Below are 14,049 nucleotides of genomic sequence, written 5' to 3'. Positions count from 1 at the left end.
AGTCTGACCCTCATGACCACAGGTACCGCCAGCTGGCTGCCACTGAGCCCGGGGGAGCGCTCCGTGGCGATCGAGGTGCTCGTCCACGGCCCGCTGTCGCGCACCGACCTCGCGCGACGACTGAACCTCTCCGCGGGCAGCCTCACCCGGCTGACCAAACCGCTGATCGAGACCGGCCTGCTGATCGAGGTCCCGGAAGGGGGCACCCCGGCGGAGGCGCGGCAGGGGCGCCCCTCGCAGCCCCTCGACGTGGTCGCCGAGTCCCGCTCCTTCGTCGGCTTCAAGATCACCGAGGACATGGTGTACGGCGTCGTCACCACCCTCAGGAGCCATATCGTCGCCCGCCACGACCGGCCCCTCACCACGCACGACCCCGACGAAGTCGTCGGCCTGCTGGGCGAGATGACCGACGACCTGGCCCGCACCCACCCCCGGCTCGCCGGGATCGGCATCGGTGTGGGCGGCCTCGTCCAGGACCGTGCCGTGGTGGGGGAGTCGCCCTTCCTGGGATGGCGCGACGTCCCGCTCGCCGCGCTGGTCGAGGAGCGCACGGGATTGCCGGTGGTCGTCGAGAACGACGTCGCTGCCCTGGTCGAGGCCGAGACCTGGTTCGGCGCCGGCCGCGGCCTCGACCGCTTCGTCGTCCTCACCATCGGCGCCGGCATCGGCTACGGCCTGGTCCTGGGCGGCAGGCGGGTGCCCAACGCCGAGGAGGACCGTGGCTTCGGGCGCCACTGGATCGTCAACCCCAACGGTCCGCTCACCCCCGACGGGGAACGCGGCAGCGCCGTCTCGCTCCTGACCATCCCCAACATCCGCTACCAGGTCCATGCCGCCACCGGCCGGGACCGGACGTACGAGGAGATCCTCGCCCTCGCCGCCGCCGGGGAACCCATGCCCGCCCGCGTCATCGACGAGGCGGCCCGCGCCCTGGGCACGCTGGTCGCTCAGATCGCCAACTTCGCCATGCCGCAGAAGATCCTGCTCGCCGGTGAGGGGGTCGGACTGATGGACGTCGCAGGCAGGACGGTGGAGGAGGCCGTCCGCGCGCAGCGGCATCCACTGGCCGCCCCGGTGGATCTGGAGACCAAGGTGTCGGACTTCCACGACTGGGCTCGCGGGGCCGCCGTCCTGGCGATCCAGGTGCTCGTGCTGGGGGCTGCGGAGGCGTGAACCGGCGTACGGGGGTTGACAGATGGACGTGATCAGTAACACGGTCCGGAATGCCCGTTTAGCTTGGGATTACTCACGCGACCTTCACGCCGGGAGCCGTAAGATTCACGCCATGTCCACCACTGTTGAACCCGTCTCCGATCGATCGGCTGCCGAGGTCAACGAGGAGATCCGGGCCCTGTGGCTCCGGTCGGGCGGGACACTCAGCGTCGAGCAGCGCGAGGAATACCAGCGGCTGGTCATGGAGTGGGCCGCCGCGGTCCCCGAGCAGGTGAAGGCGGCCTGAGCGCCGCACTCACCGAGGATCCTTCGTCCCCGGCAGCGCCGTCTCGAACCAGACCACCTTGCCCGTGCTCAGCCGCGTCGCCCCCCAGCGCAGCGCCAGCTGGTCGACCAGGAACAGCCCCCGCCCGCCCTCGTCGCTCAGTTGGGCGTGCCGCATCCTCGGCACCAGCGGCGAGTCGTCGCCCACCTCGCAGCGCAGCACGTCCGTGCGCAGCAGCCGCAGGGTGATCGGCCGGCCGGCGAAGCGTACGGCGTTCGCCACCACCTCGCTGACCAGGAGTTCCGTCGGCTCCAGTAGGTCGTCCAGACCCCACCGGTGCAGCGTCCTGCGGGTCAGCCGGCGGGCCTGTCGCGCGGTCCGCGGATGGGGCGCCAGATACCAGTAGCCGACGGTCTCCGGCAGGATGCCCATGAACCGGGCCGCCAGCAGGGCGATGTCGTCCTCCCGTTCCCCCGAACCGAGGCTGCCGAGCGCCTCGTCGCACAGGTCCTGCAGTGCCGTCGGCCCGGCCCGGGCTGCGCGCAGGCGGGTCACCAGGCGCTCCACCCCCGTCACCACGTCCGAGCCGCGGGACTCGACGAGGCCGTCGGTGTACAGCACCAGGGCCGCTCCGGAGGGAGCCGCCATCTCGGTGCACTCGAAGGCGCCGCCGCCGACGCCGATCGGCGTTCCGGACGGGACCTGTACGACCTCCACGTTGCCGTCCGGATGCAGGAGCACCGGGGGCGGGTGGCCGGCGTTGGCCATCAGCAGTCTCTGCCGCACCGGGTCGTACGAGGCGTAGAGACAGGTCGCGATGTGCTGGCCGCCCAGTCGTTCCGCCTGCTCGTCGAGGTGGTGCAGCACCTCGTCCGGTGGCAGGTCGAGCCCGGCCAGGGTCTGCACGACGGTGCGCAGCTGCCCCATGATCGCGGCCGACGTGACGGAGTGGCCCATCACGTCGCCGATGACCAGCGCCACACGGTTGCCGGGCAGTGGGATCGCGTCGTACCAGTCGCCGCCCAGCCGGGCGCTGCGCGAGGCGGGCAGATAGCGGCTGGCGAGCCGGACCCCGGTCGGCTCGGGCAGCGACGGGGGGAGCATCGTGCGCTGCACCGCGTCCGCGAAGGACACCTCACGCCCGTACAGCATCGCCTTGTCGACGCCGAGACCGGTGTGCGTGGCGAGCTGGGAGGCGACCAGCAGGTCGTCGCGGGTGAACGGCGGCCGGTTGGGTCCGCGGACGAGGACGACGCTGCCCATGAACTGGCTGCGGCCGTGCAGCGGGGCGATGATCAGCCGCCGTCCCCGAGGTGGCGCGCCGGGCACGCCGGCCGCCTCCAGCATCTCGGCCGCTGCCGCCGCGATGCCCGGGGCGTTCCCGAAGACCGGTCGCCCTGGCCGCAGCAGCCCCGCGAGCCGGGTCGCGACGGCCGGGTGCACGACCTGAGGCGGATGCTTCCGTAGCCCGTCCGCGGCCGGCGGTGTCCGGTCCGTGCTGTGCAGCCGCAGACGGGCCGGAGCGGCGGGGATCTCGTCCTCGACCGGCAGTGGATCGCACAGATGGACGAATGCCCGGTCGGCGAACGCCGGGACGGCCGCCCGGCACAGCTCGTACAGCGTCTCGTCGAGGTCCATGCCGCGGGCGATCCGCCGCGTCGCGGCGTCCAGATACCGGAGCCGGTCCGTCTGCTGCCCGGCACCCTGCCCCCTGTCGTGCCGCACATGTCCCACGGGACCTCGATGGGCACCGAGGTGCTTCGTCACGTGCGGTGCTTCCGTCTGCAGCGCAGGAAGATCTGTTCCTCGGGCTCTACGTCCGAGGTGGCCGGCGCATACGTGTAGGAGGACTCCTCGACGATCTCGAAGCCCGCCGTCTCGACCACCTCGCGCAGGTCGTCGCGCAGATAGCCGGAGACCCGGATGGTGCTGCCGATGAACGGGATCGAGAAGTCGTCCACATCGGCCTCCACCATCGACAGCACGAACAGACCGTCGGGAACGAGCAGATGGTGGACGGTCTCCAGGGCCAGGGGGATCTCGGCGCGCTCCAGCATGAGCAGGGAGAAGAAGGCCGCGGCGGCGTCGAAGCGGCCGAGGTCGCCGGCGCCTCCGGGCCGCAGGTCCGCGATGTCCAGCTGATGGAACTCCGCCGCGGGCACGTTCTCGCGGGCCAGCGCGACCATGCCACGCGACAGGTCGATCCCGATGACCGTGAGGCCCGCGTCCGCGAGACCGCGGGCGGTCGGCAGTCCGGTACCGCACCCCAGGTCCAGCACACGGGAACCGGGAGGCAGGGACTTGATGAGCCATTCGGCGGCCGCCACCTGACCTTCCTTGTGCGGGAAGGCCTGGTCGTAGCGGGTGCCGATGGCGTCGAAGGCCTCGGCCTGACCTGTGCGATCGAGCCGTAGGTCCCCGTAACCGGGCTTCTTCGCGGGGCCGTTCACGAACAATCTCCCTTTGGAGACTTCATGGTGCGATTTTTTCACAAGTCGCACGGCCTTGGTATGTCTGAGCGGTCCCAGGTGGGTGTCCGGACGACTACCCAGGGTGGCGCGTCAGCCCCATGTGGCCGAGTAGTACCGCTGGTACGCCTTGCGGTCCTGCTCAGCGCGTATGTAGCGCGTCGCGACCAGCGCGACCAGGCTGCCCGCGATGACCAGCAGCCCGGGGCCGACGTTCCTGGGGTCCGTGAGCCGGGCCAGGAGCGGCTCGCCGGGCGTGCCCGTCACGGGGGCCGGCGCACCCGGCGATGCCGCGCCGGGCGCGATCGCACTCTGCGTGGCCGAGGCGGACGGCGCGGGCGCGGCGGAGGACGAGGGGGAGGCGCTCTGGCCGCCACCGGCCTTCTGCGTCGTCACGATCAGCTGGACGCCGAGTGCCTGCAGCGCTTTGGTCACCGGCTGGAAGAACGTCGTACCACCCGCCGCGCAGTCCCCGCTGCCTCCGGAGGTCACCCCGAGCGCGATGCCGTCGGAGAACATCGGCCCGCCGCTGTCCCCGGGTTCGGCGCACACATTGGTCTCGATGAGACCCGTCACCGTGCCCTCGGGGTAGTTCACCGTCGCGTCGAGCCCGGTCACCTGACCGTCGCGCAGGCCGCTCGTGCTGCCGCTGCGGAACACCCGCTGCCCGACGGCGGGATCGCCCACGCCCGTGATCCGTACGCCCTTGCCGTCACCGACGGACACCACGTCGGCGCCGTCCCCGGCCCGGCCGCTCGCGTACTGCACCAGCGAGAAGTCGCTGCCGGGAAAGCTGTTGCCGACGGTCGTGCCCAGCTGCTGGTTGCCCCGGTTGTCCGAGAACCAGATGGAGCCGTTGGGACCGCAGTGCCCGGCGGTGAGGATGAAGTCGCTCTGACCGTTGGTCACGTTGAAGCCCGCCGAACAGCGCCCGCCCGTCGACAGGATGGGCAGCGCTCCGTTGAGGCGTGTAGTGAAGCTGCCCGAGGTGCGCTCCATGCGCACGAAGCTGCCGATGCCGTCCGCGACCTTCGTCAACCGGGCCCAGTCGGCGGCCGAGACGGTGCTGTCGGCCTGCACGACCACCTCGTTGGTCTGGTAGTCCATGACCCACGCCGTGCCGGCCACCTTGGGAGCCGAACGCAGCGTGGACGTGGCCGACTTGAGTTCGTTCATGCTGTGCCGCACGACCTTCGCCTCGGCGCCCGCCCGCCGGACCTCCGTGGCCGTCTCCTCGTCCGTGACGGCCACGACCGGCCGCCCGTCGGAGCCGATCCAGGTGCCCGCCGTACGGGAGGTGCCGAGCCGCGACACGAGGTCCGCGCCGGTGCTCGCACCCGACCGCGCGGAGCTGAACGGGACAGCGGTCGTGCCGGACGTCTCGCTGGCCACGGCCTGCGTGACCATCACCCCTCCGAGGAGGAGTCCGCCGACGGCCGCCAGCCGTGTCACTCGCCGGACAGTCCGTCGTCGTACGTGCCTCATCCATGGCTCCCGAACCCGAACGCGCGGCGCCAACACCGCAGGTCCCTCCGGTCGTTGAGGGGCCCTGCTCCTGATACGTGCCGTGAGCCCGGCGCGTTCATCCCGGAAGCGATCACGTCATCGCATCCGCCGGATGCCCGGTGTCCTCGTCCGCCGCCACCGTGCCGTTCACACGCTTCCAGGTCACCCTCGGCCCCCTGTTCTGTGCTCCACGACCAGGATCCCGCACGAGACGGCCGGCGACCGAACGCTTTGATCCAGCTGCCCAAGTGCCGCGCTGAGGAGACGGCAGCGTGCCTAGACTGCCGTCATGGACGACAAGTCGCTGGACCGGCTCGGTGCGGGCAAGTACCTGCTGATCACCAGCTATCGGAAGAACGGCACCGGCGTCCCCACCCCGGTGTGGGTGGTGCGCGACGGGGACGCTCTCGGTGCCTGGTCCGCCGCCGACTCCTGGAAGGTCAAGCGGATCCGCGCCCGCGGCGACGTCCTCGTCGGGCCCTGCGACCTGCGCGGCAACCCGACCGGCGAGCAGATCCCGGCGACCGCCGAGATCTGCGACGCGCCGACCACCGCCCGCTACCGCAAGCTCATCGCCCGCAAGTACGGAGTCCTCGGCCGGCTGACGCTCCTCGGCAGCCGGCTGCGCCGGGGCCTGGACGGCACCGTCGGAATCCGCGTGACGCTGTGACGTGCGGGGCACGGGCCGTGCCGGCCCGTGCCCCGCACGCGGACATGGCCTACGAGGCGTCCAGCACTGTTCCCGTCAGCACCGGACGGTCGGGCAGCGGCTCCGCGTCGTAGTCGGTCAGCGCGAGGCGCATCGACTCGGTCGGCTCGGCCAGCTGGTCCTTCAGTGTCGGCACGGTGAAGTCGATGCTTGTGCTCCCGGCGGGAATCCCCAGCCACACCCACAGGTTCGCCTGGGACAGCGGGCGTTCGGGATCGGGCGAGTCACCGGCGTAGTCCAGGAGCCACTGCGGGTCCACGTCCTTGGTGGACAGCTCGGCGCCCTCGGAGACCCGAAGCACCCGGACCGGCTGCCAGATCTCCATGTCGACGGGCTTGTCCAGGGACATCCGCCAGGTCAGCGCCTCCCCCTCGGTCACCCGGTCCGCGACCGGTGTCAGGGTGATCACGGGCGCGGGGTCGTCGTTCTCGGCGGTGACCCCGCCCCGGTGAGCGCCGACGACTGCGTTGCGCACGGCCTTCACGAGGAGGTCGTGCTGCACGTCGCCGCCGAAGCGGGTGTCGCCCTTCACCTCGACCGGTACGTCGATGGCGTTGCTGCCGGGCCGCACCGTGACCAGCCTGTCCTCGGCCCGACCAGTGTCCGGGTCGAGGACGTACACCCGGACCCGGCCGCTGCCGTGCCCGGAGACCCGGACCGGGATCCGGTAGGTGCGGGTGCCGGAGTCGCCCTCCTTGACCGTGAGCCGGCCGACGTCGACGCGGGGCAGCGCCGCCGGCTTGACCGCGGGGGTGCCGGGGGACCAGCCCCAGGCGTCCATCAGCCAGGCCCGCCCGGACTGCGAACGCGGGGTGACGACAAGGGACTTGACATGCTTGAGGTCCAGTCCCGCACGGCCGGCGGCGGTCAGCGGGACGCGGAGCTCACGCGCCCAGTACGAGGCGGTGCGCTCGGTGCCCGGCAGCCCTTCGACCCGGACCTGGCCGAGCTCGGCCCGGCGGCCGGAGGCGTCGGTGACGGACACGTCCAGCCGGGTGCCGGTCGTGTTCGGCGGCACGAACACACGCAGCGCCAGGTTCCTGGCGCCGGCGAGGGACACGGGCTTCGTGGGGCTGATGGTCGTCGCCGTGCCCGGCGCCGACCAGTTCAGCGCGACCGCGCCGCGGCCGGTCTCGCGTTCCGTGTCCCATCTCGCGAAGTGCGGGGACGACCCCTTGACGTCCTCGCCCAGGCAGGCCACGGCCGGGTCGGGGTCGGCCGCCGCGCACAGCTTGCCGCCGGCCACCATCATTCCGGCGTCGGGCAGGAAGCCGCCCGAGCGGCGGGCGCCCACCGCGTGGGTCAGGACACGGGCCGGGTCCGCCGAGGGGGCCCGCCGGTCCGAGCCGTCGAGCAGCGGCCGCACGCGGTCGTCGCCGGCGACGAACAGCCGGGCCGCGGCGGCGATGTAGGTGGCGCCGGCCTGGTGCTGCTGGTCGGCGGTCAGCCGGGTCGCGGTGCCCGTCGAGCACACCGCGTCGCGCTGCTCCTCGTCCTCCCAGAAGTCGTCGAAGGACGGGGCCTCGGACCGGCCCGGCGTCCACTCGGTGTTGAAGAAGTTGTGGTTGGCGCCGACCACGTAGACGGCGCTGTGCAGCGCGGTGCCCCGGCTGACCCCGCGCGTCCCGTCGGCGTACACCTCGCCCTGGAGGTCGGAGACGTCGCCGTCGCAGCCCGGCAGGATCGTCGCGGACGGCACGTCGGCGACCGGATTCTGGCCGAAGATCGTCGGTCCGATGAGCACGGTGCCGCGGACCTTCCAGCGGACCGGGCCCCGGTAGCCGTCCTGGGCGGCGGGCGGTGGGTAGAGGCTGTCCATGGCGGCCCGGTTCACGCCCTCGCCGCCGCGCGAGTGGCCGACGAGCAGGACGCGGGAGAGGTCGGCCTTCGGTGCGCCCCGCACCACCGACGGGGCCGTGCCCGGCCGGGCGGACCAGCCGGCCCACTGCGCGAGGTGCCGGCGCACCAGCGACGAGCGGGCCTGCGCGCCACCGTCCTCGGCGTTCCAGTCCTGGCCGTTGATGCCGTTGGCCGAGATCGAGACCGTCACATAGCCCTGGGAGGCCAGCAGCTTCTGGTCCTTGAGGTAGCCCTGGTAGCTCGGGATCGGCTTCATGTCGGCCGGGCAGGGCCAGTCGCCGGTTCCGTCGTCGGTGCCGGGCTTGTAGCAGGTGGTGTGGCGGCCGTGCAGGAACAGCGCGAGCGGCCGCTTGCCGGTGGCGCCCGCCGGTGCCACCACCACGGCCCGCATCTCGACCGGTTGGGCGAAGCCGGGCAGCCGGACCGGGTCGAGGTCGTACTCGCCGGTGATGGTGCGGTACGCGCCGGGCTTGCCCGGGTCCACGGAGTTCGCCGGCAGCTGGGCCGGGGGCCGGGCCGCGGTCACCGACTTGCGGGAGTGCTTGCCGGAACTGTCGGCAGGCGCGTCCAGCCGGCGCCCGCCCGCCACTACTTGAAGGTCTTTCAGGCTGCCGGCGTCGTCGAGGCTCAGCCGGAACGTGTGGCCGTCCCTCGCCGCCTTCGGCACACCGAGCAGCCGGCCCGCCGCGTGGAACTCCACACGTGCGTCACCCATGGGCACGGGCGTCGGCGAGCGCCAGACCAGGTCACGGTCGGCGCCCTCCCCGGTGATCCGCCAGCCCGGCGGAAGTCCACCGTCGCCGGAACTCGTCAACGCCGCTGCTGCGGACGGCTGTTGCGCGTGTGCCAGTCCTGGCGACGCCGCCAGGACCGTCACTAACGCCGCGGCGGCGACACCTATTCGCCGGGCATGGATCAATGGTCCCCTCCTAGAACCCAGGGCTCAGGCGCCCCGTCGGTCCCGGGGGCCTCTCGCGCCCCGAAGGACGGAACGAGCTCTCTGTGGGTTGCCTGTGCGGGCGGCGCGGCCGAGGGCCGGGGACATGAACAAGCCACTCGGCATCAAGCCGGCGACGACGGGAAAGGCCACCGCCCACGAGCCGAATTCCCCCGCTCCGCGCGGCCGTCGTCGGCACCGGCCACCGCGCCCAGACGTTCACCCGGGCTCCGGGGCCTGTCCGGCGGATCATGCCGCAGACGCGGTGGCCGGCACGCCCAGCTGCCGCGTTGTCGTCACTCTCCCCCACTCTCGGCTTCGCCCGAGCGGGGGGACCCCCATCGCTCCGCGTCGACTCCCTCCTCCGCCTTGCAGCTGGACGTGCCGGCCACCGCTCACCCGGGCTGATCAAGCAGCGTCGCTTCCCTGCGACCTGATCCGCCGGACAGGCCCCAGCCGCGCGCCCCGGCCAGTGGCTGCTCGACACCCGCCACGGCGCGGACTACTTCCGCCGCCGGCACCGGGAGAAGGACCGCAGCGGCGGGCCGGCGGTGCACAGGTCGAGCCATCATTTCGCCCTGGTCAACCGGTGGCTCGACGACGAGCCGAACGATGTCTTCGGCTACGGCCGGCTCGCCTTCTACGGCCCCGAGGCGGGGGAGCGGCACGGACCGCGCCGCGACTACGACCGCGCCCACGGTGCCCACTCGGCGGCGGGCGACTCCTTCGCCCCCGACCTGGCCGCCGACCACACCCTGCGCGCCCTCTACCTGGACGCCGAAGGGGACGACGGATACGTCCGCGACCGCAACGACTTCGGCGGCCCGGTCACCATCGAGGACGACATGGCGGTCCTGTGCGTTACGCGGGCGGCGCGACGATGACGTACCACCTCACCGCCAACTCCCCATGGGAGGGCTCCGGGTGATGTTCAACGGCAGTGCGGGGCGGCTGGAACTCGAGGTGGAGGAGAGCCGCTGGGCGTCGCCGCGGACGCGGATCACCTCCGGCAGCGGTGCGCTGCACGGGGACACGGCTGCCGAGCACGCGGGAGGTCTGCGGCTCACCCTGCGCCCGCTGTGGCGGCCCCCGGTCGACATTGCGCTCACGGTCGCCCATGAGGCACACGGCGGGGGAGACACACGGATGCTCGACGCGCTCTTCGGACCGCTCGACACCGCGCGGCCCGCCGGACCGGGGCGGCGGAGCAGCGGCCGGCCACCGAACGCGACGGCGCACTCGCGCCGGCTGTCGGGCCGGCCGCCAACCAGTGCTTCGAGACGGGACGGCCGGTGCGCACCAGGGATGTGGTCCCCGGCCTTGGCTGAAGGTCTGTCAGGTCCAGGCCCGGTACGGCTCGTCGAGCAACTGGAAGACCGGCTCGCCCCGGACCGGGTCCTTGACCGTGGACAGCCGTACGCGGTCGCCGCTGTGGATGCCGATGGGCGGACCCATGACCCGGCCCCGCACCACGAAACCCTCGGCCATCTCGACCAGGGACACATTGCGGGCGGCGGGGGTGTTGCGGTGCACCACGGTGGAGTGACGGACCGTCCCCGTGCCCTGGCTGCGCTCGGTGCGCAGCTCGCTGCCGCGGCACACCGGGCAGATCAGCTTGTGGTACATGGCGGTGCCGCACCAGGTGCAGCGCTGGAAAAGGATCGCGTCCGAGTCCGCGGTCGCCGGATCGAGAACTCCCGTCGCGGAGCCGGACACCTGCTGAACGGCGCTTCCTGAGTGGTGGTACACGCTGGTCAACTCCCTGCGCTCGGCCGGAAATGCCGCGTGCGCGGCTCATCCGTGCACGCACGTGCGCGGTTCACCGTGCCACCGCGCACGCGCTCAGCGTATGGCACTGAGTGTCACTCGTAAAGGCACTCCGTACCCCAAATTTTCGACTCAGTCGCGCCCGAGTGTCGTCTCGATCTCCTGCACCACGCGCCACAGGGGCGCACCCCGCCGGGAGACGATCACGACCACGTCGTCGGGCCCCTCGCCGGCGGAAGCCGTGAAGGGTGCGAATGCGGCTGCAGGCGGTGGTGTGGCGGGCGAGCCGAAGGCGTTCTGCACATATCCCATCGCATGGTCCACGGTGGCGCTCGCGTCGGCCTCTCCGTCCGAACGCAGCCAGGAGCGCAGCGCGTTGTTGTGCGCCGCCACGACCGCCGCCGCGATCACATCCGCCCGCAGGTTGCCGTCGCGGCGGCCCGCGAAGCGCCCGCGCAGGTACTCGGCGAGGGCGCGCTCGTAGCGCCACACCACCGAAAGCTCGTAGGCCCGCAGTCCGGGCACCTTCTTCGTGAGCCGGTAGCGCTGCACGGAGAAGGCCGGGTTCTCGGCGTACATCCGCAGGACGAGCCGGGCGGCGTCGCACACGCGCTGCACCGGCTCGTGCTCGTCGTCGCTCGCGGCGAGGAAGGCCGTCATGTCGGCCAGACAGCGCTCGTGGTCGGGGAAGACCACGTCCTCCTTGGAGGGGAAGTAGCGGAAGAACGACCGCCGTCCGACGCCGGCGAGCGCCACGATGTCGTCGACCGTGGTCTGTTCGTAGCCCCGCTCCAGGAACAGCTGGAAGGCCGCCGCGATGAGGGCGTCCCGCATGGGGGGCTTCGCCTCCGCCTTGTCACTGGAGCTCATGGAGGGGAACGTAGCACCTGACCGGGCTTGATGGCACTCAGTTCCCTCTGTGTGGGAACTGAGTGCCCTTCGCTGTGGCCCCTCGCTCCGACGTCTCAGGTCCGCGGCCGTCGCCCGCTGCGCCGCGGCGCGGGCTCGGCGCCGTTCAGCAGGGTGCGGCGGCGCTCCTCGCCGTGCTCCTCGACCTGGAGCACCACCCGGCGCAGCGACTCCGCGAGCCCCCGGCACTCGGCGTCGCTGAGCTGTGCCGTGACGAAGGCCTCCTCCTCGTTGAATTCGGGGAAGACCTGCTGCATGAGCTCCTCGCCCTTGTCGGTGAGGCTCAGCAGGACCAGCCGGCCGTCGGTCGGGTGATCGGCCCGCCGCAGCAGGCCGCGCGACTCCAGGGTGCGTGCCACGCCCGTGAGGGTGCCCTTGGAGATCCCGGCCTCCTCGGCCACGTGCCGGGTCTCCGACTCGCCCCACACCCACACCACCCACAGCACGACGAACGCCGTCCAGGTCAGGTCCGAGCCGCGCAACACGGAGTTCTCCAGGTGCTGGCGCACCGCGGAGGCGGCCCGGTAGATGTTCGCCACGGCCGCCATCTGCTCCCGGCGGATGGGGGTTCCGCCGAGTTTCGCCGACGCGAGCCGCTCGGCTTCGGTGATGGAACGCTGGCCGGGCACGGGCGGCTCCTTCGGTCGATTCGGCAAGGACCGCTGGGCCGGTCGGCCCGCGCGGTCGTTCGGTATCAAATTGTACGGAGATCGACAGGCCGCGCGGGGACTTCCCCACCGGTCCGACGTAACCTTTCTGCGCCCGCCGCCACCCGCAGACCTCGAGGAGTCCCCAGCGTGCCCCCCGTCCGCCCCCGCATCCTCTATGTCACCGACCTCGCGTACCAGGCCCGCGGGCGCCGCTACTGCGACGAGGACATCCAGCTGACCGCCCGCCTCCGCGAGGACTTCGACCTGGCCCTGTGCCATCCGCTCGACGCGAGCGCGCTCATGGACGACTTCGACGCCGTGGTCGTCCGCAACAGCGGTCCCGTCCTGTCGTACCGGGCGGAGTACGAGGCGTTCCGCGAGCGCGCGGTCCGCAGCGGCACGCGCGTGTACAACCCGCTCACCGGCAAGGCCGACATGGCGGGCAAGCAATACCTCCTGGACCTGAGCGCCGCCGGCCACCCGGTCATCCCCACCGTCGACCGCCCGGAGCACCTCGACCGCCTGCCGGAGGCGGACCGTTACGTCGTCAAACCCAAGCTCGGCGCCGACTCCCTGGGCCTGCGGATCGTCACCGTCGAGAGCCTGGGCGGCCTCATCGACGGAACCGTGCTGGTCCAGCCGTGCATCGACTTCGCCTACGAGGTCTCGTTCTACTTCGTCGACCACGACTTCCAGTACGCCCTGTACGCCCCGCACACCGACCGGCGCTGGCAGCTGGAGCGGTACGAACCCACCGCTGACGATCTGGAGTTCGCCCGCCGCTTCATCGAGTGGAACGGCCTCGATCACGGCATCCAGCGCGTCGACGCGTGCCGCGCCCCGGACGGCGAGCTCCTGCTGGTCGAGCTGGAGGACCTCAATCCCTACCTGTCCCTGGAGGCGCTGGACGACGCCGGGCGGGACGCCTTCGTGGCCGCGACGAAGGATTCCCTGCGCCGGTTCCTCGCACGCTGAACCCGGAAGGCGGACCGCCCGTATCACTCCTCGGGGATCCAAGGGACGGAAGGAGACCAGCGTGCCGACGCCGGCCGAACCCGGAGAGCCGCAGGACCACCAGGTCCTCGAACCCATCGTCGTCCTGCGCCCCCGCCGCACCGACGCCCTCGCGGAACTGTTCCGGGAACTGACGCAGGACAGCGGGGCCCACGAACCTGTGCGAGTGCCGAGGGGGGCCACCGCAACCGAGGACGACACGCAGGAGCTGCCGACCGTCACGTCCGACGGCAGGCGCCCGGCACGGCGCCGCGAGCGGCCCGCCTCCGGTTCCGGGCTGCGCCGCGCCGCCATCGCGGTCGGCGTGTCCGCCGCGGCCCTGGTCGGCTTCGGCTGCGCCCTCCTGCTGCCGGGCCGTAACGCCGCGACGGCCGCGCCCGCGCCCCCGACGACGACCGCCCCCGCTCCGTCCGCCCCGGCCTCGGCCGACCCCGACGGCCCCGGCACCCTCCGGGAGGGGGCGACCGGCCCGGAGGTGACGGACCTTCAGGAGCGCCTGCGGCGCATTCCCAACGTGTACGACAACGGCTCCACCGACGGCCGTTACGACACCGTCCTCACCGAGGCCGTGGCCCGTTTCCAGCTCTGGTACGGCATCCGCGGCGACGAGAACGGCGTCTACGGCGACGACACCCGGCGCGACCTGGAGTCTCGAACGGGCGGTTGACTGAGCGGCTCGTTTCGAACAGCGCGCAACATCTGGGGAAAGCCCGGGTGGCGCAGTACCGTGAGGCCCCCACTATGGGCTGGAGCGGACGCGTGGGGCGGTCCGCCGCACGACCGTAAGGCCA

13 protein-coding genes are annotated in these 14,049 nt (G+C 72.1%); 6 read left to right on the top strand and 7 right to left on the bottom strand.

All coding sequences use genetic code 11. From position 1 onward, the window contains the following. The first annotated feature begins 12 nt into the window (after positions 1 to 12). Entirely contained in the window at positions 13 to 1,173 is a 1,161-nt protein-coding gene (locus ABZO29_RS05760; protein WP_367319031.1) for an ROK family protein, read from the top strand. Between the two features lie 112 nt (positions 1,174 to 1,285). Next, positions 1,286 to 1,459, top strand: coding sequence for a hypothetical protein (locus tag ABZO29_RS05755; RefSeq protein ID WP_367319030.1), 174 nt, complete (start codon positions 1,286 to 1,288; stop codon positions 1,457 to 1,459). Positions 1,460 to 1,468: 9 nt separating this feature from the next. Here the strand turns inward: ABZO29_RS05755 and ABZO29_RS05750 are convergent, their stop codons facing one another. The 3 genes from ABZO29_RS05750 to ABZO29_RS05740 all read right to left on the bottom strand — a co-directional run bounded on the left by ABZO29_RS05750 (position 1,469) and on the right by ABZO29_RS05740 (position 5,391). Further along, complete coding sequence (locus ABZO29_RS05750; RefSeq protein WP_367319029.1) at positions 1,469 to 3,163, bottom strand: SpoIIE family protein phosphatase; 1,695 nt, start codon at positions 3,161 to 3,163, stop codon at positions 1,469 to 1,471. A 38-nt stretch (positions 3,164 to 3,201) separates the two neighbouring features. Further along, positions 3,202 to 3,888 (bottom strand): class I SAM-dependent methyltransferase, encoded by a 687-nt coding sequence (locus tag ABZO29_RS05745; protein ID WP_367319028.1) that lies wholly within the window; start codon positions 3,886 to 3,888, stop codon positions 3,202 to 3,204. Between the two features lie 111 nt (positions 3,889 to 3,999). Further along, positions 4,000 to 5,391 (bottom strand): S1 family peptidase, encoded by a 1,392-nt coding sequence (locus tag ABZO29_RS05740; protein ID WP_367319027.1) that lies wholly within the window; start codon positions 5,389 to 5,391, stop codon positions 4,000 to 4,002. A 310-nt stretch (positions 5,392 to 5,701) separates the two neighbouring features. Between ABZO29_RS05740 and ABZO29_RS05735 the strand changes: the two genes are divergently transcribed. After that, positions 5,702 to 6,082: a PPOX class F420-dependent oxidoreductase gene (locus tag ABZO29_RS05735; protein ID WP_367319026.1), complete on the top strand. Its 381-nt coding sequence runs from the start codon at positions 5,702 to 5,704 to the stop codon at positions 6,080 to 6,082. A 49-nt stretch (positions 6,083 to 6,131) separates the two neighbouring features. On the opposite strand, the gene ABZO29_RS05730 is transcribed toward ABZO29_RS05735, so the two are convergent. Beyond that, positions 6,132 to 8,900 carry a hypothetical protein gene (locus tag ABZO29_RS05730; protein ID WP_367319025.1) on the bottom strand — a complete coding sequence of 923 codons (2,769 nt, stop codon included), beginning with the start codon at positions 8,898 to 8,900 and terminating at the stop codon, positions 6,132 to 6,134. 569 nt (positions 8,901 to 9,469) lie between these two features. Between ABZO29_RS05730 and ABZO29_RS05725 the strand changes: the two genes are divergently transcribed. Further along, on the top strand, positions 9,470 to 9,802 hold the full coding sequence (locus tag ABZO29_RS05725; protein ID WP_367319024.1) for a hypothetical protein: 333 nt from the start codon (positions 9,470 to 9,472) through the stop codon (positions 9,800 to 9,802). Between the two features lie 451 nt (positions 9,803 to 10,253). Here the strand turns inward: ABZO29_RS05725 and ABZO29_RS05720 are convergent, their stop codons facing one another. The 3 genes from ABZO29_RS05720 to ABZO29_RS05710 form a co-directional block, all read right to left on the bottom strand. After that, on the bottom strand, positions 10,254 to 10,667 hold the full coding sequence (locus tag ABZO29_RS05720) for a Zn-ribbon domain-containing OB-fold protein (RefSeq protein WP_367319023.1): 414 nt from the start codon (positions 10,665 to 10,667) through the stop codon (positions 10,254 to 10,256). 150 nt (positions 10,668 to 10,817) lie between these two features. Next, on the bottom strand, positions 10,818 to 11,519 hold the full coding sequence (locus ABZO29_RS05715; protein ID WP_367326057.1) for a TetR family transcriptional regulator: 702 nt from the start codon (positions 11,517 to 11,519) through the stop codon (positions 10,818 to 10,820). A gap of 131 nt (positions 11,520 to 11,650) precedes the next feature. After that, entirely contained in the window at positions 11,651 to 12,223 is a 573-nt protein-coding gene (locus tag ABZO29_RS05710) for a MarR family winged helix-turn-helix transcriptional regulator (protein WP_367319022.1), read from the bottom strand. Positions 12,224 to 12,391: 168 nt separating this feature from the next. Between ABZO29_RS05710 and ABZO29_RS05705 the strand changes: the two genes are divergently transcribed. Together ABZO29_RS05705 and ABZO29_RS05700 are read left to right on the top strand one after the other, a co-directional pair. Beyond that, a complete protein-coding gene (locus ABZO29_RS05705; RefSeq protein WP_367319021.1) occupies positions 12,392 to 13,219 on the top strand; it encodes a hypothetical protein in 828 nt (275 codons plus the stop codon). A 61-nt stretch (positions 13,220 to 13,280) separates the two neighbouring features. After that, positions 13,281 to 13,925 (top strand): peptidoglycan-binding protein, encoded by a 645-nt coding sequence (locus tag ABZO29_RS05700; protein ID WP_367319020.1) that lies wholly within the window; start codon positions 13,281 to 13,283, stop codon positions 13,923 to 13,925. The last annotated feature ends 124 nt before the right edge of the window (positions 13,926 to 14,049 follow it).

The organism is Streptomyces sp. HUAS ZL42 (assembly GCF_040782645.1).
Taxonomy (GTDB): domain Bacteria; phylum Actinomycetota; class Actinomycetes; order Streptomycetales; family Streptomycetaceae; genus Streptomyces.
This window is presented reverse-complemented; position numbering and strand designations above follow the sequence as displayed.